The sequence below is a fragment of the Kitasatospora sp. NPDC006697 genome (assembly GCF_042869935.1).
GTDB lineage: Bacteria > Actinomycetota > Actinomycetes > Streptomycetales > Streptomycetaceae > Kitasatospora.
The window spans coordinates 241,077-265,147 of the sequence record NZ_JBIAGU010000004.1 but is presented as its reverse complement, the minus strand read 5'-3'; the positions used below and the strand labels follow the sequence as shown (position 1 = coordinate 265,147).

Genomic DNA, 24,071 nt, shown 5'->3' with positions numbered 1-24,071 from the left:
CTCGTCTCCCGATCAGTCCGTCGCCGCCGCCGGATCGAGCAGCCCGGCCCACATCGCCGGGAAGTCCGGCAGGGTCTTGGCGGTGGTGGCCACGTTCTCCACCAGCACCCCGGGCACGGCCAGGCCGAGCACCGCGGCGGCGGTGGCCAGCCGGTGGTCCTCGTAGGTGTGGAAGATGCCGCCGGTCAGCTTGCGCGGGCGGATCCGCAGGCCGTCGGCGGTCTCGGTGACGTCGCCGCCCAGGCCGTTGATCTCCTTGGCCAGCGCGGCCAGCCGGTCGGTCTCGTGCAGCCGCAGGTGGGCGATGCCGGAGAGCACCGACTCGGAGTCGGCCAGCGCGGCCACCGCGGCGATCACCGGGGCCAGCTCGCCGACGTCGTGCAGGTCGGCCTCGATGCCGGTGATCCGGTCGCCGCCGGTGAACTCCAGGCCCTCCCCGGTGCCGTCCAGATCGACGAACCGGCAGGTGCCGCCCATCGCGGTGTAGATGTCCCGCAGCGAGTCGCCGGCCTGGGTGGTGTGCCGGGGCCAGTCCCGGACCGTCACCCGGCCGCCGGTGACCAGCGCGGCGGCGAAGAACGGCGCGGCGTTGGACAGGTCCGGCTCGACCACCAGGTCGCGGCCGCGCAGCGCGCCGGGGGAGACCCGCCAGACGCCCTCCTCCCCGCCGTCCTCCGGCGCGTCCACCTGGGCGCCGGCCTGGCGCAGCATGTCGACGGTCATCCGGATGTGCGGCAGCGAGGGGATCGGGCCGCCGGTGTTGCGCACCTCCACGCCCTGGTTGTAGCGGGCGCCGGAGAGCAGCAGCGCGCTGACGAACTGCGAGGAGGCCGAGGCGTCCAGCTCCACCGTGCCGCCGTCCAGCGCGCCGGTGCCGTGCACGGTCAGCGGGAAGCCGCCGCGGCCGCCGTCCTCGATCCGGGCGCCGAGCGCGCGCAGCGAGTCGATCACGCCGTGCTGCGGGCGCTCGTGCGAGCGCGGGTCGCCGTCGAAGTGCACCGGGCCGTCGGCCAGCACCGCGAGCGGCGGCAGGAAGCGCATCACCGTGCCGGCGTTGCCCACGTCGACGGTGGCCGGACCGGCCAGCCGGGTGGCCGGGATGACCCGCCACGCCTCGCCGCCGCCGGTGCCGCCGGCGGAGTTGTTGACCTGCTCCTCGATGGTGACGCCGAGGGCCCGCAGCCCGTCGGCCATCAGCTGGGAATCGCGGCTGCGCAGCGGTCGGCGCACCCAGCCGGGCTCGGCGGCCAGGGCGGCCAGCAGCAGGGCCCGGTTGGTGACGGACTTCGAGCCGGGGACGGTGACGACGGCATCGACGGCGGTGGTCGCGACGGGGGCGGGCCACAGGGTCTCGGTCATGCCGTCAGTCTAGGTGGGCCCGGCCGCCGGGCGGTCGACCCGCCCGTCCCTCGGATGGGCTCAGGCGCCCAGCAGCTGGCTCGCGCCGGCCAGCAGGCAGGAGAGCGCGACCACCAGGAAGAGCGCCACCCAGAGCAGCGCGCCCACCCCGGTGAGCCGGGCCAGCTGGTCGGCGTCCGAGTCCCGGGCCCCGCCGCGGCGGCGCTTGCCCTGCAGCTCCAGCACCGGGCGGACCCCGGCCAGCAGCAGGAACCAGACGCCCAGGCAGGCGAAGCCGGCCTGCAGCTGCTCGGAGCCCCACCAGGAGACGGCGAAGAACGCCCCGCCGGTGACCAGCACGGTCAGCACCCCGTAGGCGTTGCGCAGCCGGGTGAGCATCACGGCCAGCAGCGCGGTGCAGACCCAGAGCAGCGCGGTGGTGTGCCGGGTGGCCAGCAGGGTCGCGCCGCCCAGGCCCAGCAGCGAGGGGGCGGTGTAGCCGGCCGCGGCGGTCAGCACCATGCCGGGCCCGGTCGGGCGGCCGGAGGAGACGGTCAGCCCCGAGGTGTCCGAGTGCAGCCGTATGCCGTGCAGCCGGCGGCCGGTGAGCAGGGCGATCAGGCCGTGGCCGCCCTCGTGCGCGATGGTCACCACGTTCCGGCTGACCCGCCAGACCGGGTGCGGGAGTATGCCCAGCAGGGCGGCCCCGGCGCAGGCCAGCACCAGCCAGTGCGGCGGGGCCGGCTGAGTGCCGACGACCCGCTGCCAGACGTCGCCGATGCTCTGGTTCATGATCGAAGTCCCTGGAGTGCGGGGGCGGGAGAGAGGGCAGCCTCCCATGCCGGGACGGCCCCGCGGTAGCCGCCGGTTGCATAGGGTGTCCGGCATGTGTGGTCGATTCGCGGCGAGCACCAGCCCCGAGGACATCGTCGAGCTCTTCGACGTGGCGCAGTGGGATCCGGAGGAGGCGGTCGCGCCGAGCTGGAACGTGGCGCCGACCCAGCCGGTGCTCGCGGTGCTGGAACGGATACCCAGGGGCGGCGGCCCGGCCGTGCGGCAGCTGCGCCGGCTGCGCTGGGGGCTGGTGCCGGCCTGGTCCCGGACGCCGGAGACGGCGGTGAAGATGATCAACGCCCGGGCCGACACCGTGCACGAGAAGCCCGCCTACCGCCAGGCCTTCGCCTCCCGGCGCTGCCTGCTGCCGGTGGACGGCTACTACGAATGGCAGACCTTCGAAGCGCCCGCCACGCAACACGGGGCCGGCCGCGGCAAGGCCCGCAAGGTCCCCTACTTCGTGCACCGGGCGGACGGCGCGCCACTGGCGCTGGCCGGCCTCTACGAGTTCTGGCGGGACCGCGCGCACCCCGCCGACCACCCGGCCGGCTGGCTGGTCACCTGCAGCATCGTCACCACCGAGGCCGAGCCGCTGCTGGCCCCGATCCACGAGCGGATGCCGCTCTTCCTGCAGCCGGAGTCCTTCGACGACTGGCTGGACCCGGCGCTGGACGACCCTGAGCACGCCCGCACCCTGCTGCGCGCCCCCGCGCCCGGCCTGCTGCTGGCCACCGAGGTCTCCAGCGCGGTCGGCAGCATCCGCAACAACCACCCCGGGCTGACCGAGCGGGTCACCCCCGAGGCCGAGGGAGCACTCTTCTGATGGCGGTCGAGATCTGATGGCGGTCGAACGCGAGGTCGTGGAGACCCCGGCCGGCGAGGCGGCGGTGCACTGGCACCGGCCCGCCGGGCGCCCGCGGCTGGTGCTGGGCCTCGGGCACGGCGCCGGCGGCGGGATCGAGGCACCGGACCTGGCCGCGCTGGCCGCCGCGCTGCCCGCCGACGGGGTGGCGGTGGCCCTGGTCGAGCAGCCCTGGCGGGTGGCCGGCCGCAAGCTCGCCCCGGCCCCCAAGGCGCTGGACACCGGCTGGCTGCCGGTGGCCGGGCGGCTGGCCGCCGAGGGCGTGCCGCTGGTCGTCGGCGGTCGCAGCGCCGGCGCCCGGGTGGCCTGCCGGACCGGCGCGGCCACCGGCGCCGCCGCCGTGCTGGCGCTGGCCTTCCCGCTGCACCCGCCGGGAAAGCCGGAGAAGTCCCGGGCCGAGGAACTGCTGGGCACCGGCCTGCCGACCCTGGTGGTGCAGGGCGAGCAGGACACCTTCGGCGCCCCCGCCGAGTTCCCGGCGCTGCCGGCCGGCCACCGGCTGGTCGGCGTGCCGCACGCCGGGCACGGCTTCAAGGTGCCCAAGCGGGCCCCGCTGGGCCAGCAGGCGGCGCTGGAGCTGCTGGTGGGCGCGGTCCGGGAGTGGCTGGCCGGGCTGCCGGCCTGAGTCCGGTGGCGCCGCCACCGGATCCGTGCTCCGCGGGGAATGCCGCGGCCGACCGCTCGGTTGACACCTTCGTCAGCAGGTGACCAGGCGAAAGGCAGCGCACATGGGTTCGATCGCTTGCCCAGAGCGACCCGACGAGCGGAGCGCGGAGAGCGCCTTCGTGCCGTGGTCGGAGTGGGTTGAGGCGGGCGAGAAGCCCGTCAGCCCGATATCCTCGCTTCCGGGCGGGCTCACGGTGGGTCGTGCCCGCATCAGCGAGGAGGTGGGTCCGGTCGTCGCGACCGAGGACGAGCCGAACGTGGGCCCCGACGAGGCGGTGTCGGAGCGGCTCGCCGACGAGCCCCTGACCGGTGACGAGCTGGCCGAGGCGATCGGCGAGGACACCTTCAGGGTGTCCTCCGACGAGACCGAGGAGGTCCGCCGGGCGCGCTTCGAGCGCGATGCCCTGGGCTTCCTGGACCCGATGTACTCGGCCGCGCTGCGGATGACCCGCAACCCGGCCGACGCCGAGGATCTGCTGCAGGAGGCCTTCGCCAAGGCGTACGCCTCCTTCCACCAGTTCCGCGAGGGCACCAACCTCAAGGCCTGGCTGTACCGCATTCTGACCAACACCTTCATCAACTCGTACCGGAAGAAGCAGCGGGAGCCCCAGCGCACCGCCGCCGAGGAGATCGAGGACTGGCAGCTGGCCCGCGCCGAGTCGCACATGTCGACCGGTCTGCGCTCGGCCGAGACCCAGGCCCTGGACCACCTGCCGGACAGCGACGTGAAGGACGCCCTGCAGGCGATCCCGGAGGAGTTCCGCATCGCGGTCTACCTCGCGGACGTCGAGGGCTTTGCATACAAGGAGATCGCCGACATCATGGGGACCCCCATCGGTACGGTGATGTCCCGGCTGCACCGGGGCCGCCGGCAGTTGCGCGGCATGCTGGAGGACTACGCCCGGGAGCGCGGGCTGGTCCCGGCCGGCAGCGGTGCCGGGCGCGAGGCGAAAGGCACGGGCTCATGAGCTGCGGAAGTCCGCACGCCACCGACTGTGACGAGGTCCTGGACCACCTCTACGAGTTCCTCGACAACGAGATGCCCGAGGGCGACTGCGTCAAGCTCCGCGAGCACTTCGACGAGTGCTCGCCCTGCCTGGAGAAGTACGGCCTGGAGCAGGCGATCAAGGCGCTGATCAAGCGGTCCTGCGGCTGCGACGCCACCCCGACCGACCTGCGGGCCAAGGTGCTCGCCCGGATCGACAGCATCCGGGCCGGCCAGCGCAGCGGCGAGCCGGTGGTGGAGGTCGACGAGCAGTCGGCCGGGTCGCACGGCGGCCTGCTGACGGCCGGTCAGAGCGCGTCGCCCGCCGCCGAGTAGGACGAGAACGCCCCACGGGGACCCGGGAGCCCGCTCCCGGGTCCCCGTTCGGCTGTCCGGGGGACCGGTGACCCCGTTCGGCCGCGGGCCGGCCGTGTGATGGTGCGTCAGTTCGCCCGGCTCACTCGATCGGGTGAGTGTGGCCCGTGGCGGCCCGGGTATCGCGGCATGCCGGGCTCCGCGGGGCCCGCCGAGGCCTATCCTCCTCAGACGAGCCAGGCGAGGTGGGGAGGCCGACATCGCTGACGACCGCGGGGGCCGAGCGCTCCCGGAACGGACTCCGGCGGCACTGACCGCGCCGGCCCGCTGCTACCTGCTGCTGGTGCTGGCCGGCGCCGGCGCCGCGCTGCTGCCCGGCCGGATCGACTGGTCCGGGCCGGTGGACTGGCCCCGGGTCGTGCTGCTCGCCTTCCTGCACGCCTGCTGGGAGTCGGTGGCCCAGGGCCTGCCCACCCCCTGGCTGCGGGCCGCCCGCCGCACCCGGGACGCGCTGCGCCGCGGCCGCCCGCGGCCCCGGGCCGAGCGGGTACCCTCCGGCGCCGGCAGCTTCCTGCCGGTGCTCTTCGCCGGGGTGCTGATGCTGCCGCCGGCCGCCGCCGCGCTGGTGGCGCTGCCCGCGGTGCTCACCGGTGCCGAGACCGACCGGATGCGCCGGGCCTTCAACGCCGCCCAGTTCGCGGTGGCCGCCTGGACGGCCTCGGTGGTCTTCCGGGCGCTGGCCGGCCCCCGGCTGCTGCTCGGCGCCCGCTACCCCGACGCGCTGCTGCCCGCGTTCGCCGCCGTGCTGGCGTTCTGCCTGGTCAACGGGGTGCTGGTGGCGGGCATCCGGCTGCTCACCGAGACCCCGGCGCCCGGCGCCCCGGGCCTGGGCCGCCGGGTACTGGCCGCGCTGCCGGGACCGGCCGCCGTGGTGCACGCGCTCGGCGGGCTGCTGATGGCGGTGCTCTGGCAGGGCCCGTACGGCGCCTTCGCCGCGGTGCTGGCGCTGCTGCCGCTCTCCATCTCGGCCTGGGTGATGGCCCAGGGCCACCGGGAGCGGGCCGCGCACCGGGCCACCGTGGAGGCGCTGGTGCAGGCGGTCGAGCTGAAGGACTCCTACACCCGCGGGCACAGCGAACGGGTCGGCCGGGCCTCGGTGCTGATCGCCGGTCAGCTGGGCATGGCCGGCGAGCGGCTGCGCACCCTGCACTTCGCCGGCACCCTGCACGACGTGGGCAAGCTCGGGGTGGCCACCGAGCTGCTGCGCAGAAACGGTCCCCTGACCGACGCCGAGCGCCGGGCCGTCGAGGTGCACCCGGAGTACGGGCACGAGCTGGTGCGCGGCATCGACTTCCTCGGCGAGGCGCACGCCGGGATCCTGCACCACCACGAGCGGATGGACGGCCGCGGCTACCCGCACGGCCTGGTCGGCGACCGGATCCCGGAGTTCGCCCGGATCATCGCGGTCGCCGACGCCTTCGACTCGATGACCTCCACCCGCTCCTACCGGCGCGGCCGCCCGGTCGGCGAGGCGGTGGCCGAGCTGCGCCGGTGCGCCGGCAGCCAGTTCGACCCGGAGATGGTGGAGGCCCTGGTCGCCGCCGTGCACCGGCACGGCTGGCAGCCGGTGCTGCCCACGCCGGAGCAGGAGGACCCGGCGGTGCCGGACATCCCGCTCGGCGTGCCGGAGCCCGTGCGGGGCGTGCGGTGAGCGCGCCGGCCGGTCCGAGAGCGGCGGCCGCGCCGCCGCGGGCGCACGCCTGCGGCGCCTCGCTGGTGCGGGCCGCCGCACTGCTGCTCTGCGCGGCGGGCGGGGCCTGGCTGGCGGCCCGCGGGCTGAGCGAGCCCAAGGTGGCGCTCTGCTTCGCGGCGATGGTCATGGTGGGCGAGGCGGTCCGGTTCGGCCTGCCCGGCGAGCGCGGGCACGCCCCGCTGGGCGCCGCCGCCGGGCTCGCCTACGCGCTGCTCGGACCGCTGCACGGGCTGCCGACCAGCCACGGCGCGCTCCAGGTGGTGGCGGTGGCCGGGGCCGGCACCGCCGCCGGGGCGGCGCTGCGGCTGGCGGTGCGCGCGGCCCGGCGCGGCGAATCCCGGCGGGTCTCGGTGCCCCGGCCCCGGCACGCCGCCGGGCGGGTCCGGCCGCACCGGGCGGTGCCCGAGCCGCGGGTGCGGCGGGCCGGGCTGCTGCCCTGGACGGCCGGGCAGCAGCCCGGCTGGGCGGACGGCGCGGCCCGCCGGCTGCTCGCGGTCGGCTTCGCCGCGGTGCTCTTCCAACCCCTCTACAACAGCGGGGCGCTGGACCGGCTGCCGCTGGCCGGCCCGGCCTACGGGGCCTTCCTGGTCGCGGTGGCCGCGCTGGCCGGGCTGGCCGACGCGGTGCTGGCGGCGGTGCAGCAGCCGGGCGGCCGGTTCGGCGCCGCGCTCGAGGAGCAGTTGCGCTCGCTGCCCGGGATCGGCTCGGCGATCGCCGCCACCGGGATGCTGATCAGCCTGGCCGCGGGGGAGGTGGGCCTGTGGGCGCTGCCGGTGTTCTGCGTGCCGCTGCTGCTGGCGCAGACCTCGTTCCGCCGGGCGGCGGCCGTCCGGGCCACCTACGGGCAGACCATCGCCACCCTGGCCCGGGCCACCGACGTGGCCGGCTACACCGCCCCCGGCCACGCCCGCCGGGTGGCCGACACCGCCTGCGCGCTCGGCCGCGAGCTGGGCCTGGGCACGCAGGAGCTGGCGATGCTGGAGTACGCGGCGCTGATGCACGACATCGGCCAGCTCTCGCTGGTCGAGCCGGTGCCGGCCGGCGCCACCGCGCTGCTGCCGGAGGCCGAGCAGCAGCGGATCGCCCGGCTGGGCAGCGAGGTGATCCGCTGCACCGGGGTGCCGGCCCCGGTGGCCGAGCAGGTGGCCAGGTCGGCCGACCCGGTGACCGGCCCGGACGGCCTGGCCGACCGGACGCTGCCGCTGGCCGCCCGGATCATCCGGGTCGCCAACGCGCACGAGGACCTGGTGGGCCCGGCGGCCGACTGCGCGGCGGCGCTGCGCGAGCTGCGGGCCCGCAGCGGGCGCAGCTACGACCCGCTGGTGGTGGCCGCGCTGGAGCGGGTCCGGGCGGCCGGTCTGGGACCGTGCACCGTGGCACGCGCCGCGAGCGGATGATCACCGGGTACCCTCGCGCCCGCGGCCGGTTCTCCGTGCGGTGAGCGGACCCTGCCGCCGCCGTGGTTGGATGCGGTCATAGCGTGGAAGTACCCGAACCGGGGATCGGCCGGCCCCGGCTCCGACCACTGCGCAGTTGGGCGACGGCGAGCCCACCGGACACACAGGGACCAGTAGGACTCAGCAGGACCGAGCGGACAGGCGGCAGGGCAACGTGAAGATCTTCCACCGGGCACGGCATCGGCCGTCCGCCACCTGGCGGCAGACGACCGACCGGGCCTTCACGCTGATCGGCGACGGGCGCTACGAGGACGCCGGCGCCCTGCTGGTGATGGCCGCCGACCTGGAGCCCTGGCTCTCCGACTCCTGGTTCAACCTGGCGCTGCTGCACAAGTTCCGCCGGGACTGGGAGCAGGCCCGGGTGGCCGGCCTGCGCGCGGTGGCGCTGCTCGACCGCGACCAGGGCGCGCCCGACTGGTGGAACCTGGGCATCACCGCCACCGCCCTGCAGGACTGGCCGCTGGCCCGCCGGGCCTGGCAGGCCTACGGGCTGAAGCTGCCCGGCGGCCCGGGCAGCGCGGTCGAGGGCCCGGTCCGGCTGGACCTGGGCACCACGCCGGTGCGGCTCTCCCCGGAGGGCGAGTCCGAGGTGGTGTGGGGCCGGAGGCTCGATCCGGCCCGGGTCGAGGTGCTGTCCATCCCGCTGCCCTCCTCCGGCCGCCGCTGGGGCGAGGTGGTGCTGCACGACGGCGCCCCGCACGGCGAGCGGGTGGCGAACGGCACCGCCTACCCGGTCTTCGACGAGATCGAGCTGTGGGCGCCGTCCCCGGTGCCGACCTACGTGGTGCTGCTGCAGGCCGCCACCGAGCCCGACCGGGACGCGCTGGAGCGGCTGGTCGCCGAGGCCGGCTACGCGGCCGAGGACTGGACCTCCTCGGTGCGGCTGCTCTGCCGGGCCTGCTCGGAGAGCCGGATGGCCGCCGACGACGGCCACACCGCGCACCACGACCCGCACGACGACGGCGACGCGGCGCACCCCGGCCACCTGAGCCACCTCAGCCAGGGCAGCGGCGCGGACGGCTGGCTGACCGAGCGCGAGTGCGGCATCGCCGCGCCCGCCGGACTGGTCCGGATGCTGCTGGACCGCTGGGTCGCGGCCTCCCCGACCACCCGCGCCTACCGGGACGTGGAGGAGGTCTGCTGACCGGCCCCTTAGGCTTGGAGGGTTACCCAGCAGGCGCGCTACAGGAGCGGACAGATGGCCGAGCAGCACGACGACCACACCCACGAGCACGAGGAGCCGGCCGCCCCGGTCCAGGTGGTCGGTGAGGAGCCCGACCTCTCCAAGGGCACCGCGCGCCCGATCACGGTGGTCGGCAACCCGGTGCTGCACCGCGAGTGCAAGCAGGTCACCGAGTTCGACGAGAAGCTGTCGGCGCTGATCGACGACATGTTCCAGTCGATGTACGCGGCCGAGGGCGTCGGCCTGGCGGCCAACCAGATCGGCGTGGACGCCAAGGTCTTCGTCTACGACTGCCCGGACGACCAGAACACCCGGCACATCGGCCACATCATCAACCCGGTGCTCGAAGAGCTCCCGGTGGACCGCCGCACCCTGGACGACGGCAACGAGGGCTGCCTCTCCGTCCCCACCGCCTACGCCGAGCTGGCCCGCCCCGACTACGCGGCGGTCACCGGCCAGGACAAGCACGGCAACCCGATCCGGGTCGAGGGCACCGGCTTCTTCGCCCGCTGCCTGCAGCACGAGACCGACCACCTGAACGGCTACCTCTACATCGACCGGCTCTCCAAGCGCGACCGCAAGGACGCGCTGCGGCAGATGGCCGAGGGCACGGCGAAGTACGCGACGGTGCCGAACGACTGAGCAGGGCGCTGAGACGGCGTCAGGGCCGCCGCCCCGGGTGGGGCGGCGGCCCTGGTGTTCGGTCAGGCGTACTGACCTCCGGTCAGGCTGCGGTGACCAGGGTCCACTTCTGGCCCGGGGCGCCGGTGCAGGCCGCCAGCTGGAGCTGGGTGGGGTCGACGGCACTGCCGTTGGGGTCGGTCAGGCAGCCGTAGCCCGACGAGACCTGCAAGGAGCCGTTCGGGTTGGTGGCCCACCACTGGATGCGGCCGCGGCTGCACCGGTCCAGGAAGATCGGCTGGGTGAGGGCGTTGGGGTCGAAGCCGACGCAGTGCGAACCCATCCGGACCGTCAGGTCGGTGGCCAGCGTCCAGACCTGGTTGGAACCGCCGTTGCAGCTGAACAGGTTGGTCGCGGTGCCGATCGCGGTGTTGCCCCACGGGGAGTCCACGCACTTGCCGGACACGTCGGCCGACTGGATTCGGACGTGGCCCGGGCGGACCAGTCCGATGGTCTGCGGGGCGCCGAACTGGGCGATGCCGGAGACCGCGGACGCGCCGGGGTACTCGGTGAGCACGCCGTCGGGGCTCAGCGCGTAGAGGTTCGGGTTGCCGTTGGTGGTGTCGCCAGGGGCGAAGAGGGACGCGGCCGTCTCCGCGATGGCGCTGACCGGCAGGATCGGGCTCAACGCCCCGCCGGCGGTCCACTGCTGGTTGGTGCCGCCGTTGCAGTCCCAGAGCTGCAGTTGGGTGCCGGACACGTTGGCCCCGTAGGGGTTGTCCACGCAGCGGCCGGAGACCGGGTTGACCAGGATGCCGTGGGCACCGACGGTCCACTGCTGGTTGGCGCCCCCGTTGCAGTCCCACACCTCCAGCTTGGTGCCGTTGGCCGTGCCGTTGCCGGTGGCGTCCAGGCACTTCCCGAACGCCCGCACCGTGCCGTCGGTGCCGAACACCCACTGGTTGGTGTTGGGCGGAAGGAACTGCACCTGGCTGCCGGTGGTGCTGTCGGCGGGGGCGGCACCCATCCAGGCGCCGGTGCCGGGCTCGCGCAGGTTGGAGTCCAGGAAGGTCTGTGCCCCGGTGAAGTCACCGGTCGGCAGCCCGGCCTGGGTGAAGGACAGCTGCTTGGTGAACAGGGCTCCCGTGGTGTCGTCGCGCGCCCACAGGGTGGGCGCGCCGGCGACGGTGGCGCTCAGCAGCGTGGTGCCGTAGAAGGCGCCGAGGTTGACCCCGTTGGTGAGGCCGCTGCCGGACCAGCTGAACGAGAAGATCGAACCGTTCTCCACGTCGTACAGCGCGGGGCTGGTACCACCGTTGTGGTCGGGCCCGGCGACGATCTGGTCGACGTCGGTCCAGTCCGCCTTGTAGAAGGAGCAGCGCAGGCCGGCCGTGTTGCAGGCGGGTCGGGCCAGCTTGGTGATCCCCGCGGCGTTGGTGAACTGACCCGCGGTCCCGCCGGTCGCGGCGTCGTTGCGGTAGAGGTAGAGCTGGTGCGAGACCACGTTGAGCGCGAACAGGTCGTCCGGCCCGGTGCCGGTCAGGCTGCCGAAGTGGGCGATGCGGTAGTCGCGCCAGCTGTCGTGCTCGGGGCTCTGGGCCGCGGTGGAGAGCACCCGCTGCGGGGCGTACGCGGTGCCGGCGGTGAGCGCGATCAGGTTGCCGTTGCCGGAGGGGTCGGGCAGCACCAGGTCCTGGATGCCGTCGCCGTCGATGTCACCGGGGACGGCGGCCGCGCTGGTGGCCGAAGCGGCGGTCTGCGGAGCCGCGGTCGCCAGGCCGGCCCCGCCGAGCAGCAGGCCGGTGACGGCGGTGCCGAGTACCAGACGGTGCGTCAGGCGAGCCAGCCGGCCGCTGCGGTCGGTGAAAGCGAGCGGCAGTGGGTGGTGAGTAGCTGAGCTGTCCCGGCCGAGCCGGGGCAGACGGGTTTCCCCCATTGGGTGGATCCTCTCTGTTCCCCCGCAGCATGTGTCGTGCTGCGGGGGAGAGCGTATGAGAGGAACGTGAAGGCTCGCAAAGCAGTTCGGATGAACAGTCAGCCCGCGAGGCCGCCGCACGGGCGCGCCCGCCAGTGGTGGTGACGCCCAGTCACCGCTCGGTTCAGGGCGTGGCCGTCCACTGCTGGTTGGTGCCGCCGTCGCAGTCCCACACGTCGATCGTGGTGCCGTTGCCGCCGGCCCAGTCCGGGTCGTCCAGGCAGCGGTTGGCCTCGGGGGAGTAGAACGAGCCGTCGGACCGGGGCAGCCAGTGCTGGGCGCCGGGGACGCCGCAGCCGGTCAGCTCGCTCCGACCGCCGTTGACGGTCGCCTGGCCCGGGACGGTGAGGCACTTGCCGCCGAACCGCAGTGAGAGGTCCGGGCCCTGGGTCCAGTGCTGGTTGGCCCCGCCGTTGCAGTCCCAGAGCTCGACCGCGGTGTTGTCGGCGGTCTGGAAGTTCTGGTCGTCGACGCACTTGCCGGGGACGCCGACGCTGCGCAGTGCGACGGCCGGGGCGACGGCCAGGTCGGCGATCACCCGGGGCGCGCCGAACTGCGGGACGCCGTTGACGGCCTGGGCGCCCGGGTACTGGGTGACGGTGCCGTCGGGGCCGACCGTGTAGAGGTCGGGGCTGCCGTTGGTGAGGTCGCCGGGGGCGAGGGCCAGCGGGGCGGTCTCGGCCGAGAAGTCGATCGGCAGAACCGGGGCGGAGGTCGGGAACCGGTTCCCGCTCTGCGACCTGACGGACAGCCAGATCTGGTTGGCGCCGCCGTTGCAGTCCCACAGCTGCACCTGGGCCGTGGTGGTGATGTCGCCGTTCGGGTCGTCCAGGCAGCGCCCGGAGACCGGGTTGAGCAGCCCACCGGCCGGGGTGGTCTGCCAGACCTGGTTGGCGCCGCCGTTGCACTGCCACAGCTCGACCGGGGTGCCGTCGGCGGTACCGGCGCCGGTGGCGTCCAGGCACTTGCCGCGGGAGTGCAGGGTGCCGTCGGAGGAGTATGCCCAGGCGGCGTCCTCGGCGCAGTCGTTCATCAGGACCGGGGTGCCGTCGGCGCTCGCGGTGACTCGGGCGCAGGGCTTGTAGAGGGTGTTCTGCAGCGGCTGCGGAGTCAGCTGGGTGCTCAGCTCGGTGCCGAACAGGGGCTTGCCGTCGTAGCTGCTGTAACCGGTGACCGGGAGGTGCCAGATGGCGCCGGTGGCGGGGTCGCGGTCCCAGAACAGGATGCTGCCGTCGGCGGTGGCCGGTGCCAGCAGCTCGCCCTGGAGGTAGGCGTCCCAGACAGGGTTGGTGAGCCCGGCGGTCGAGGTCGAGAACTGCCAGGCCGCGCCGTTGTTCAGCTCGGTGACCACCAGGTCGGGTGAGGCGCTGCCATTGCGCCCGCGCAGCGCCACCAGCGAGCCGGACCGGCTCCAGTCCGAGGGGTAGAAGCCGCTGGCGCAGGGCGCTACGCAGGCCGGCTTGGCCGGCGCGGCCACGTCCGCGGCGATGGTGAACTGGCCGGCGGTGCCGCCCGCGACGGTGTCGTTGCGGTAGGTGTAGAGCTTGTGCGAGACCAGGTTGAGCGCGAACAGGTCGTCCGGTCCGGTGCCGCTGAGGCTGCCGAAGTGGGCGACCTTGTAGTCCCGCCAGCTGTCGTGCTCGGGGCTCTGGGCCGCGGTGGAGACCACCCGGGCCCGGCCGTTCGGCGCACTGCCGGCGGTGAGCGCGATCAGGTTGCCGTCGCCGGACGGGTCGGGCAGCACCAGGTCGGGGACGCCGTCCCCGTCGATGTCACCGGGGACGGACGGGGCGGCCGCGGCCGGGCGGGCCGGGGCGGTGGTGTCGGCGAGGGCCGGAGCGGCCGTGCCGGTCGTGAGTGCGCCGGCTGCGAGGAACAGCAGCAGGCGGCGGGCAGGTGAGCCGCTCCGGCCGGGCCAGAGCAGGCGGTGTTCCCCCATGGATGGTTCTTCCTCCCGTTGCCCTGCGGCACGCGGAGGCGGGCCGCAGAGCAACGGTATGGGAGAACCATGAAGCCCTGGAGGGGAGTTCGGACGATTGGTCAGAACTCGTCGTCGAACGAGACCGATCCTTCGACCGCGACCTGGTAGGCCGAGACCCGGCGCTCGAAGAAGTTGGTCAGCTCCTGGACGTTCTGCAGCTCCATGAAGCCGAACGGGTTGGTGGAACCGTAGCGGATCGGCATGCCCAGGCGGGCCAGGCGCTGGTCGGCGACGGCCTCCAGGTACTGGCGCATGGATTCGGTGTTCATGCCGGGCAGGCCCTCGCCGCAGAGGTCGCGGGCGAACTGGAGCTCGGCCTCGACGGCCTGCTCCAGCATCTCGGTGACCTGCTGGGCCATCTTGTCGTCGAAGAGGTCGGGCTCCTCCTCGCGGACGGTGTCGACCACCGACATCGCGAAGTCCATGTGCATGGACTCGTCGCGGAACACCCAGTTGGTGCCGGTGGCCAGGCCGTGCAGCAGGCCGCGGCTGCGGAACCAGTAGACGTAGGCGAAGGCGCCGTAGAAGAACAGGCCCTCGACGCAGGCGGCGAAGCAGATCAGGTTGAGCAGGAAGGCCCGGCGGTCCTCCTTGCTCTGCAGCGAGTCGAGGTGGTCGACCGCGTTCATGTAGGTGAAGCAGAACTGCGCCTTCTGGTGGATGGAGGGGATGTTCTCCACCGCCGCGAAGGCCGCCGTGCGGTCCTCGGGATCGGGCAGGTAGGTGTCCAGCAGGGTCAGGTAGAACTGGACGTGCACGGCCTCCTCGAACAGCTGCCGGGAGAGGTAGAGCCGGGCCTCGGGGGAGTTGATGTGCTTGTAGAGGCTCAGCACCACGTTGTTGGCGACGATCGAGTCACCGGTGGCGAAGAAGGCGACCAGACGGCCGATCAGGTGGCGCTCGCCCTCGCTCAGCTTGGCCAGGTCGGCGACGTCGGAGTGCAGGTCCACCTCCTCCACGGTCCAGGTGTTCTTGATCGCGTCCCGGTACCGGTCGTAGAAGGACGGGTAGCGCATCGGACGCAGGGTCAGCTCGAAGCCGGGGTCGAGCAGCATCTTCCGCTTGTCAGGAGTGGTCACTGGCAGGCCTCGCAGGACTCGGGATTCTCCAGGGAGCAGGCGATGGCGTCCTGTTCGGCCTGGGTCATGGTGGGGGAGGGGATGCTGACGGGGGCCGCGGTCGCGGGGCGGGCCGCGCCGGAGGCGGCCTGGGCGATCCGGGTCGCGGGGCGCGAGCGCAGGTAGTAGGTGGTCTTGAGACCGACCTTCCAGGCGTAGGCGTACATCGAGCTGAGCTTGCCGATGGTCGGCGCCGCCATGAAGAGGTTCAGCGACTGGCTCTGGTCGATGTACGGCTGGCGCGCGGCGGCCAGGTCGATCAGCGCCCGCTGCGGCAGCTCCCAGGCGGTGCGGTAGAGCTCGCGCACCTCCTCGGGCAGCCAGTTCAGCTCCTGCACCGAGCCGTTGGCGTCGCGCAGCGCGTCCCGGGTCTGCTGGTCCCAGACGCCCAGGTCCTTGAGCTCCTTCACCAGGTACGGGTTGACCTGGAGGAACTCGCCGGACAGGGTCTCGCGCTTGAAGAGGTTGGAGACCTGCGGCTCGATGCACTCGTAGACGCCGGCGATCGAGGCGATGGTGGCGGTCGGGGCGATCGCCAGCAGCAGCGAGTTGCGCAGGCCGGTGCGGGCGATGGTGGCGCGCAGCTCGTCCCAGCGCTCCTGCCAGTGCGGGGCGCCCTCGCTGTGCTGGTCTGTGAAGAAGTGGTCGATGTGCAGCTGGCCGCGGGCCGCCCGGGTCTCGGCGTAGGCCGGGTGCCGGCCGAACTGCTCGGCCAGCTCGCTGGAGCGCTCGTAGGCGGTTAGCATGATCCGCTCGGCGATCAGCGTGGAGAGCTCCTTCGCCTCGGGCGAGTCGAAGGTCAGCCGCAGCTTGAAGAAGACGTCCTGGAGGCCCATCACGCCCAGGCCGACCGGCCGCCAGCGGGAGTTGGAGGTGCCGGCCTCGGTGGTCGGGTAGAAGTTGATGTCCACCACGCGGTCCAGGAAGGTCACCGCGGTGCGCACGGTGGCGTCCAGCCGCTCCCAGTCCATCGCGTTCAGCAGGTCGGCGGCGGAGGCGCCGTCGGCCACGTGGGCGCCCAGGTTGACCGAGCCGAGGTTGCAGACCGCGGTCTCCGAGTCGTCGGTGACCTCGAGGATCTCGGTGCACAGGTTGGAGGAGTGCACCGTGCGGCCCGGCAGCGCGGTCTGGTTGGCGGCCCGGTTGGAGGCGTCCTTGAAGGTCATCCAGCCGTTGCCGGTCTGCGCCAGGGTGCGCATCATCCGGGCGTAGAGGGTCTGTGCCGGGATGGTGCGGACGGCCTTGCCGGCCTGTTCGGCCTTCAGGTAGGCCTCGTCGAACTCCTCGCCCCACAGGTCGACCAGCTCGGGCACGTCGGCCGGGGAGAAGAGCGACCAGTCGGCGTTGGCGTTGACCCGGCGCATGAACTCGTCCGGGATCCAGTGCGCCAGGTTGAGGTTGTGGGTCCGGCGGGCCTCCTCGCCGGTGTTGTCCCGCAGCTCCAGGAACTCCTCGATGTCCGCGTGCCAGGTCTCCAGGTAGACGCAGGCCGCGCCCTTGCGCCGGCCGCCCTGGTTGACCGCCGCCACCGAGGAGTCCAGGGTGCGCAGGAACGGCACGATGCCGTTGGACTTGCCGTTGGTGCCGCGGATCAGGCTGCCCCGGGAGCGGATCCGGCTGTAGGAGAGGCCGATGCCGCCGGCGTGCTTGGAGAGCCGGGCGATCTGGGCGTACCGGTTGTAGATCGAGTCCAGGTTGTCCAGCGGCGAGTCCAGCAGGTAGCAGCTGGACATCTGCGGGTGCCGGGTGCCGGAGTTGAAGAGGGTGGGGGAGCTGGTCAGGTACTCCAGCCGGCTCATCAGGCGGTACAGCTCGGCCACCTCGGCCACCGACTGCGCGGAGTCGCCGACCGCCAGGCCCGCCGCGACCCGGAGCAGGAAGTACTGCGGGGTCTCCACCACCTTGCGGGTGATCGGGTGGCGCAGCAGGTAGCGGGACTGCACGGTGCGCAGGCCGAAGTACTCGAACCGGTCATCGCCGTGCGGGTCGACCAGCGCGTTGAAGGCGTCCGCGTGCTTGGCCACCAACTCGGCGGTGGTGTCGCCGATCAGGCCCTCGGCGTGGCCCACGGCCACCGAGGCGGCGAAGCTGACGGCACCCTGGGAGACCGCCTCGTCCTCGATCTCGCGGGCCAGCAGGCGGGCGGCGAGCTTCGAGTACTGGGGGTCCTCGGCGATCATCGAAGCGGCGGCGTCCACGGCCAGTCCGCGCAGTTCGGCGAAGTCCGAACCGGCGTGACGGCCGCGCAGCGCGGCGGCGGCGACGTGGCCGGGATCCACCTGGGGGAGGTCGGCGCTCCGGTCGGTGAGCAGTCGCAACAGGTCCGCACCGGGGTCGGACGGGCTGTCGGCGAGCCCCTGTGAGGGCAGGGCAACTGAGGCGGCGACGGTCAAGGCGCACTCTCTCCTGTGGCGGCGGACGGCGGGGTGTCCGGGGCCGCGCGGGGGCAGGGGAGACCGGCGCGCCGGACTGCCCCGGCACGCGCCATCACCCTGGCCCACCCGCGAGGCCCGGACGTTTCGTACAAGTGCTGTCGGGTCTCGGCGGGAAGACCGGTAGGCACGCTGACGGCAGGTCATCGGACTCGCGGGCAGCCCCGCTCACCGCTGCGGGGCAGCCCCGGAATCGCACCGGGTTCCCCTGCTTCGACAGCGGTAGTGAGCATACATGTAGTGGAGCTTGGGCCATGCAAGCCCATATGTAGTGTCGCGACGTGGTAGAGACCCAACACAGGGTCAACTGGTTCCGGGCGCCATCTGCACGTTGTGGTTGCCGAGGTCGTCCGCCGCGGAGGCCCGGCGGGACGGGTGGACCCGCTCCAGCAGGAGCAGCCGGACCTGGGCCAGGACATCGGTCCGGGTGGCCTGGAACTGGGTGCGCAGGAGCTCCGCGGTCTGCGGCGGGAGGGCCGCGTACGGGTCCGCGCCGGTGCCGGTGGCGACCAGCCAGATCCGGTTGGTGTTGGCCGCGCAGGCGTCCGGGTCGTCGCACTCCTCGGCCGAGTACAGCCCGAGGCCGGCGGCGGAGCGCTGGAGCAGGATGTCCCTGGGCGCGGTTTGGACGTGGCGCAGCTCGTAGGCCATCGACATCCGGGCCATCACGGTGCTGCTGTAGACGATGCCGTCGCCCGGGCGCTGGTCGCCCAGCATGATCCGGGTCAGCTGGTCGTAGTCCGGCTCGCCCACCAGGTCGCGGTGGGTGGCCCCGATCTCCGGCCGGGCGGTCCAGCCGACCCCGGCCGCCGCGGCGCCGGCCAGCAGCCAGCAGAGCACGGCCCGCGGCAGCGCCACCCGGGAGCCCCGGGCCACCGGGGCGGCCACCCGGCAGACCGCCGCGGCGGCGAGCAGGGCCCACCCGGGCACGGTGAAGAGCAGGTAGCGGTTGAGGAAGAGGTGGAGCCAGCTCGCGGTGGCGAAGGTGGCCAGCGGCGGCAGCAGCGTCCAGCCGGCGAGCAGGGCGGCGTGCCGGCGGGCCGCCAGCAGGCCCAGCAGGCCGACCGCCATCAGCCCGAGGCCGAGGTGCCAGGAGAGGAAGAGGGTGTCCGGATAGGCCTTCAGATCGGCCAGGCCGGTCTTGTTCCAGGCGACCTGGGCGCTCTGCGTGGAGCCCTGGAGGGCCATGGGGACGGTCAGCGAGCCCCCGGTGGCCACCGCCGCGGTGAACGCCCAGCGGGGCACCCGGTCGGCCCGCCTGGTGCCGGTCAGCACCGCGGCGAGGTGGCCGGCCAGCAGGCACAGGGTCACCAGGTGGGTCCAGCCGAGCAGCGGCACGGTGACCGTGTAGGCGGTCCAGGCCTTCAGCGAGCGCCGGTCCAGCGCCCGGACCAGCAGCAGGGTGGAGACGACGGTGATCAGCACCGCGAAGGCGTACGGGCGGGCCTCCTGGCCGTACCGGGTGACGCTGGGCACCGCGGCCATCAGCAGGCCCGCCAGCAGGCCCACGGCGGGGGTGAAGAGCCGGCGCCCGAGCAGCGCCAGCAGGCCGGCGGCCAGCGCCATGGCGATCGCGGAGGGCAGCCGCAGGGCGGTGGCCGAGTCGCCGAAGACGTCGATCCAGACGTGCAGGAACAGGTAGTAGGGGAGCAGCACGATGTCCACGTTGTGGATCAGCTTGCTCAGGTCCGTCAGGGACAGCGTGGAGGCCCACCAGCTGGCGTGCTCGTCGCGCCACACCTGCCGGCGGCCGATCTGGTTGAGGCAGAGCACCAGGGTGACCGCGGCCGGGAGCAGGAAGAGCGCCGCGGAGGCCAGCGGCCCGCCCGAGGGGTGCGGGGGCCCCTGCGGCGCGGGGTCCTCCGGCGGCTCCGGGGCCGGCGTGCTCGCGGCCTCCTCCTCCGGCGGCTTGCGCCCCCGCGGCCGGCGCGCCTGGGCCTGCCGGCGGGCCGCCCGGCCGCCGGACGGGCGCGGTCCGGGCTCGGCGGCCGCCGGCTCGGGTTCGGGCTCGGGCCCGGCGGCCTCGACGGCGGATGCCTCATCCAGGCTCATGAGGTCTTCTCCGTCGGTGGGTTCGGATCGGGCGGCGCGGGCGGTGGGGGTGCGGCGGCCGGTCACAGCCGGGTCCAGATGCGGTAGGTGTTGTCACCGTACTGGGTGTGGAAGGGCAGCGTGGCGACCAGCCGGTAGGTGGAACTGCCCTGCAGCGCGCTGGTGACGGCCGCGTCAGCCTCCGGGGTGACGTTCCCGGTCAGCACGATGACGTTGAAGTAGCCCTCCTGGACGGCCAGGTGGAAGCCCTCGGGGCCGCCGTGGTGCTTGCCGTCCTTGCCGACGTAGTCGATCGCGAAGGTGGACTGCCACTGGTCCCAGGTGGTGGTCCCGCGCAGGTAGTACGCCGGGATCTCGTACTCCTCGGCCAGGTAGTGGCCGTTCGGCACCTCCAGCCGCTGCACCACCTCGGTCATCCGGGTGGAGTCCGGCGGGGTGAACTCGTGGTGCGCCTGCACCATGCCGAAGACCAGCACCACCACGTAGAGCATGATGCCCAGCTGGGGGTGCCGGAAGTGCGGGCCGACCAGCCGGGACAGGCCCAGGCCGGCCATCGGGGCGGCGAACAGCAGGCCGAAGCCGACGTGCTTGAAGAGCGAGGTGTCGGTGTGCAGGTAGGACTGGTAGAGCAGCGGGAGCAGCGCGCTGCCGCAGAGCGTCGCGCCCAGCAGCATGCGCCGGACCCGGCCGGGGGTGTCGTTCGGCGCCCAGGGCATCTCGCCCATCCGGGCCCGCCGGACGTAGGCGACCGCGCCGCCCAGCGCCGTCAGGAAGACCAGCCCGCCCCACTGCGCGCACAGGTCGGCCAGCGACAGCGGCGAGGAGGTGCCGTGCGCGCGGCCGGTGGTGGTCTGGTTGAGGCCGTTGAGCGAACCGGAGAAGTAGGCCCCGGTGAGCAGCAGGACTCCGGTGCCCAGGCCGAAGCTGAGCCCGCGGAGCACCGCCTGGTTGCGCCGCACGGGCGCGCCCGAGAGCAGGGCCAGCACCAGCAGCGTCGGCAGGAAGAGGCCGGCCGCGTACTTGACCGCCATCGCCAGGACGGCCGGGAAGGCCGCGAGCAGGGCGGTGGCCGGATGCTTGCCGGTGGTCCGCACCAGGAGCCAGGCGGCGACCGCGAGCAGGAAGAGCGCGGCCGCGTCGAAGGTGGCGAAGTAGCCGAGGAAGATCGTGGACTGCACCACCGAGAAGAGCGCGGTGGCGCCCAGCGCGGCCCGGTCGCTGAACATCCGCCGGGTCATGCTGAAGAGCAGCGCCGTGGTGCCGAGCATCAGCAGCAGGCTGACCAGCCGCACGGCGGTCAGGCCGCCCCAGGAGTCGACCGCGCCGGCCAGCACCGGGTAGAGCAGCGGGTGGCCGGAGAAGAAGGCGCCGAAGTCGCCCGGCACCGGGGTGCCGTGCAGCAGGTGGTTGAGCTCCAGGTGGCCGGCGGCGATGTAGAGCGCCTCGTCCTCGAAGGCGCGGCCGTGCATCCGCAGCGAGAGGCCGGCCTGCACGGCCAGCAGGCCGAGCAGCAGCAGCCGGCTGATCCGGCTGGCGCGGCGCGTGTCGACCGACCAGGCCGCGGCCGGCAGCTCCGGCAGGGAGTAGCCGGGGAGCCGGGCGGCGCCGGCGGCCGCCTCCGCGGCGGGGGCCGCCGGTTCGGCGGCCCGGCGCTGGTGCGGGAGGGCGGGGATCTGGCCTGGGGTCGTCATGGTCCTTCTCATCGGTGTCGGCCGGTCAGGGCCGGCGGACATCGAAGCCGATGCGGTCGTCGGCGGCGTTGCGGCGGAACGAGTCCTGGGCCGAGGGGCTGCTGTCGACCCGCCAGTTGGTCTCGCCCGCCACGTTCTTGTGGAAGTTGAACCAGACGAACCCGATGATGTCGTCCCGCGCCTCGACGCTGGTGAACAGGTCCGTGATGTCGTCGCCCTTGCCGGCGCCGGGGGCGGCGGCGGTCTCGGCGATCAGGAAGGGCTTGCGGGTGAAGGCCCGGATCTCGTCGAAGGTCGGCTCGAACAGGGTCTTGAAGGTGTGCAGGTCGCTCTGGCCGTAGTAGCCGATCACGCCGAGCCAGTCGACGTAGCCGTCGCCGGGCCAGTAGGGCTGCAGCGGGGTGTGCGCGATGTTGGTCTGGTTCGGGCTCCACACCCAGATGACCGAGGTGGCGCCGATGGTCTGGAACAGGTCGTGGATGTGCCGCCAGGCCGACACGAAGTCGGCCGGGGTGGCGTGCTTGGTCCCCCAGGGGCCCCAGTCGCCGTTCATCTCGTGGCCGAAGCTCAGCGCCAGCGGGCGGTTGGTGTCCCGGATCGCGGTGGCCACCTGGCGGATGTAGTCGTCGCTCTTACCCGCAGCGATGTCGGCCAGCGAGACGGTCTTCGGCTCCCAGGACATGAAGGGCAGGTCGCCGGCGGCCCAGGCGTTGGCGGAGCCGCCGCCGTCGAAGGGGTCGCCCCAGGCGGAGTAGAACTCCACCAGGTTCGGCTTCTTGCCGACCAGCGAGGTGAACTCCTGCACGCCCTGCATGGAGTCGGGCGCGCCCTCGGCGGCGACCCCGAAGAACTTGTGCGACGGGCTGAGCAGCGGCCGGACGTCGTAGGGCAGGTCGGGCGCGGGCGTGGTGGGCCCGCCGCTCGGACCGGTGGGGGCCGCGGCCGGCGCGCTGGTGGGGGCGAGCGGCTTGGCGCCCATCTGGTCGAGGTTGTACTGGTTGCGGCCGCTGGCCGAGAAGGTGCCGCAGCCGGTCAGGCCGGCGACCAGCGCGGCGGCGGCCAGTGCGGCCGGCACGGTCCGGCGGCGGCCGGTGCGGCGTACCCGGGGTGCGCGGGCGGATCCGGTCGTCATGCCGTCACCTCCTGGGCGCGCGGCTGGACCAGGACCCGGCCGACCACGCAGGCGTAGAACAGTCCGCCGCTGAGCGCGAGGGCGAAGTCCGGGGGGTAGTGCGTCAGCAACTGGTAGAGCGCACCGCCGACCCAGAGCACGGCGGTCGGCACGCACCAGCAGATCATGCCGATCCAGAACCGCCGGGTGGCCTGGTTCTGCCGGGCGCCGGCCGACCCGGTGGGCTTCCAGCCGATCTCCCGGCCGCGCAGCTGGTCCCAGATCGCGAAGACATGGGCCCAGCCGTACATCAGCCGCACCGCCCAGGCCTCCAGCCGGTACGGGTTGCGGTGCCACAGCGGCAGGGCCACCGCCGTGTAGAGGATGCTGGGCAGCAGCCAGGCGGTCTGCTCCGCGCGCAGCAGGTCCGGGCGGAGCAGCAGCAGGAAGATCGGGATCAGCGGTGCCAGCAGGGTGAACATCGCGGTCTGCACGTAGTGCAGGAAGCCGGAGATGAAGCAGAGCCGGGTGTTGAACGTGAGGTCGGTCCGCCAGAACCGCCTGCTGGTGGTCAGGCTCAGCGAGCCGGCGCACCAGCGGTACTGCTGGTTCTGGAAGGAGGCGACGGTGTCCGGGCAGACTCCGGTGGAGAGCGGCACCGGCACGTACTCCAGGTTGTAGCCGCGGCTGGCCAGGTCGAAGCCGGTGTAGATGTCCTCGGAGTGGTCGATCAGCGTGATCCCGCCGACCTCGGCGAGGGCGGAGCGGCGGTACACCGCGCAGGAACCCACGCAGATGGCACCGCCGCTGCGCTGCCGGGAGACCTGGACCGAGCGGTAGAACAGCTCCTGGACCGAACCGGCGCCGCGCTCGATCCAGTTCTGCTGGTCGAGGATCCGGAAGTACTGCGGCGACTGGGCGATGGCGACCTTGGGGTCGTCGGTCAGGTAGGGGAGCAGCTCCTCCAGCAGGTCGGCGCGGGGGGCGAAGTCGGCGTCCAGGATGAGGATGTACTCGCCGCCGGTGCGGGCCAGCGCGTGGTTGAGGTTGCCCGCCTTCTTGAACCGGCCGCGGTCCGGCCGGACCACGTAGGCGAAGCCGAACTCCTGGGCCATCGCGGCGATCTGCGGGCTCGCGGAGTCGTCGAGCACGTACGGCCGGGCGGTCCCCGGGTACTGCGCGGTGAGCCGGCGGACATGGCCCCAGGTGTTGTGCAGCACCTCGATGGGCTCGCCGGCCACCGGCAGGAAGACGTCCACGTCCGGGTAGGCGGCCGGCTTCCAGCCGCGGACCAGCTTGCGGTGCGCCCGCAGGTCGAAGTCCCGGGTGAAGCTGTCCAGCCGCAGCGAGATCAGGTAGTCCAGGGTGATCAGGGTCAGGAACGGCGCGAAGATCCAGAACCACGGACTGGAGGAGGAGAAGCGGAACTGACTGACCGCCAGGCTGCTGAAGCAGAGCAGCGACAGCACGGTCAGCACCCAGACGTGCCGTCTCGCGTAGGAGTACTTCTCCTGGTCGTCCGGCGGCACCGGCAGCAGGCCGTGCTGGGAGGACTGCGGCAGCCGCCGACGGGTCGCGGGGCCGCGTCGGCGGAACGCCGTCGCGACGCTCTTGTCTGGGCTCACCACGGGTAGACCTAACGAACGAGAACGGAGGGTGTGCCGGCCCGCGCGCTTCCTCGCGCAGGGGCCGGCACC

Annotated in this window: 18 protein-coding genes and 1 riboswitch; of the genes, 8 read left to right on the top strand and 10 right to left on the bottom strand. The window is 73.4% G+C overall.

The genetic code is table 11. From position 1 onward, the window contains the following. Positions 1–12: 12 nt before the first annotated feature. Together aroA and ACFYNO_RS08270 are read right to left on the bottom strand one after the other, a co-directional pair. Positions 13–1,359, bottom strand: a complete 1,347-nt coding sequence (aroA, locus tag ACFYNO_RS08275; RefSeq protein ID WP_388007243.1) for a 3-phosphoshikimate 1-carboxyvinyltransferase — start codon at positions 1,357–1,359, stop codon at positions 13–15. Positions 1,360–1,419: 60 nt separating this feature from the next. Further along, the gene (locus ACFYNO_RS08270; RefSeq protein WP_388007240.1) at positions 1,420–2,130 is read right to left on the bottom strand and encodes a M50 family metallopeptidase; all 711 of its coding nucleotides are present in this window, start codon (positions 2,128–2,130) and stop codon (positions 1,420–1,422) included. 94 nt (positions 2,131–2,224) lie between these two features. Here ACFYNO_RS08270 and ACFYNO_RS08265 point away from each other — a divergent pair, with 94 nt between their 5' ends. The 8 genes from ACFYNO_RS08265 to def all read left to right on the top strand — a co-directional run bounded on the left by ACFYNO_RS08265 (position 2,225) and on the right by def (position 10,035). Further along, complete coding sequence (locus tag ACFYNO_RS08265; protein ID WP_388007237.1) at positions 2,225–2,995, top strand: SOS response-associated peptidase; 771 nt, start codon at positions 2,225–2,227, stop codon at positions 2,993–2,995. 16 nt (positions 2,996–3,011) lie between these two features. Continuing rightward, on the top strand, positions 3,012–3,659 hold the full coding sequence (locus tag ACFYNO_RS08260; protein ID WP_388007234.1) for an alpha/beta family hydrolase: 648 nt from the start codon (positions 3,012–3,014) through the stop codon (positions 3,657–3,659). A gap of 358 nt (positions 3,660–4,017) precedes the next feature. Next, positions 4,018–4,668 (top strand): sigma-70 family RNA polymerase sigma factor, encoded by a 651-nt coding sequence (locus ACFYNO_RS08255; RefSeq protein ID WP_388007565.1) that lies wholly within the window; start codon positions 4,018–4,020, stop codon positions 4,666–4,668. Continuing rightward, a complete protein-coding gene (rsrA, locus tag ACFYNO_RS08250) occupies positions 4,665–5,021 on the top strand; it encodes a mycothiol system anti-sigma-R factor (RefSeq protein WP_388007231.1) in 357 nt (118 codons plus the stop codon). Before ACFYNO_RS08255 ends, rsrA begins: the two co-directional genes overlap by 4 nt. A 322-nt stretch (positions 5,022–5,343) precedes the next feature. Next, a complete protein-coding gene (locus ACFYNO_RS08245) occupies positions 5,344–6,711 on the top strand; it encodes an HD-GYP domain-containing protein (protein WP_388007228.1) in 1,368 nt (455 codons plus the stop codon). Continuing rightward, positions 6,708–8,150: an HD-GYP domain-containing protein gene (locus tag ACFYNO_RS08240; protein WP_388007225.1), complete on the top strand. Its 1,443-nt coding sequence runs from the start codon at positions 6,708–6,710 to the stop codon at positions 8,148–8,150. The genes ACFYNO_RS08245 and ACFYNO_RS08240 overlap by 4 nt, the downstream gene beginning before the upstream one ends. Before the next feature lie 214 nt (positions 8,151–8,364). Beyond that, on the top strand, positions 8,365–9,354 hold the full coding sequence (locus ACFYNO_RS08235; protein ID WP_388007222.1) for a tetratricopeptide repeat protein: 990 nt from the start codon (positions 8,365–8,367) through the stop codon (positions 9,352–9,354). A gap of 54 nt (positions 9,355–9,408) precedes the next feature. Beyond that, positions 9,409–10,035: a peptide deformylase gene (def, locus tag ACFYNO_RS08230; protein ID WP_388007219.1), complete on the top strand. Its 627-nt coding sequence runs from the start codon at positions 9,409–9,411 to the stop codon at positions 10,033–10,035. Between the two features lie 82 nt (positions 10,036–10,117). Here the strand turns inward: def and ACFYNO_RS08225 are convergent, their stop codons facing one another. The 8 genes from ACFYNO_RS08225 to ACFYNO_RS08190 form a co-directional block, all read right to left on the bottom strand. Next, positions 10,118–11,950, bottom strand: coding sequence for a ricin-type beta-trefoil lectin domain protein (locus tag ACFYNO_RS08225; protein ID WP_388007216.1), 1,833 nt, complete (start codon positions 11,948–11,950; stop codon positions 10,118–10,120). Between the two features lie 163 nt (positions 11,951–12,113). After that, positions 12,114–13,928, bottom strand: coding sequence for a ricin-type beta-trefoil lectin domain protein (locus tag ACFYNO_RS08220; protein WP_388007213.1), 1,815 nt, complete (start codon positions 13,926–13,928; stop codon positions 12,114–12,116). 101 nt (positions 13,929–14,029) lie between these two features. Beyond that, positions 14,030–15,025, bottom strand: a complete 996-nt coding sequence (locus tag ACFYNO_RS08215; RefSeq protein WP_388007562.1) for a ribonucleotide-diphosphate reductase subunit beta — start codon at positions 15,023–15,025, stop codon at positions 14,030–14,032. 20 nt (positions 15,026–15,045) lie between these two features. Then, positions 15,046–17,481, bottom strand: coding sequence for a ribonucleoside-diphosphate reductase subunit alpha (locus ACFYNO_RS08210; protein ID WP_388007210.1), 2,436 nt, complete (start codon positions 17,479–17,481; stop codon positions 15,046–15,048). A 158-nt stretch (positions 17,482–17,639) separates the two neighbouring features. Next, a riboswitch (cobalamin riboswitch) is annotated at positions 17,640–17,760 on the bottom strand. A 63-nt stretch (positions 17,761–17,823) separates the two neighbouring features. Beyond that, on the bottom strand, positions 17,824–19,572 hold the full coding sequence (locus ACFYNO_RS08205) for a glycosyltransferase family 39 protein (protein ID WP_388007207.1): 1,749 nt from the start codon (positions 19,570–19,572) through the stop codon (positions 17,824–17,826). 62 nt (positions 19,573–19,634) lie between these two features. Further along, a complete protein-coding gene (locus ACFYNO_RS08200; RefSeq protein WP_388007204.1) occupies positions 19,635–21,263 on the bottom strand; it encodes an ArnT family glycosyltransferase in 1,629 nt (542 codons plus the stop codon). 25 nt (positions 21,264–21,288) lie between these two features. Next, on the bottom strand, positions 21,289–22,395 hold the full coding sequence (locus tag ACFYNO_RS08195) for a glycoside hydrolase family 26 protein (protein ID WP_388007201.1): 1,107 nt from the start codon (positions 22,393–22,395) through the stop codon (positions 21,289–21,291). After that, positions 22,392–23,999, bottom strand: coding sequence for a glycosyltransferase family 2 protein (locus tag ACFYNO_RS08190; protein WP_388007198.1), 1,608 nt, complete (start codon positions 23,997–23,999; stop codon positions 22,392–22,394). Before ACFYNO_RS08190 ends, ACFYNO_RS08195 begins: the two co-directional genes overlap by 4 nt. Between the last annotated feature and the right edge of the window lie 72 nt (positions 24,000–24,071).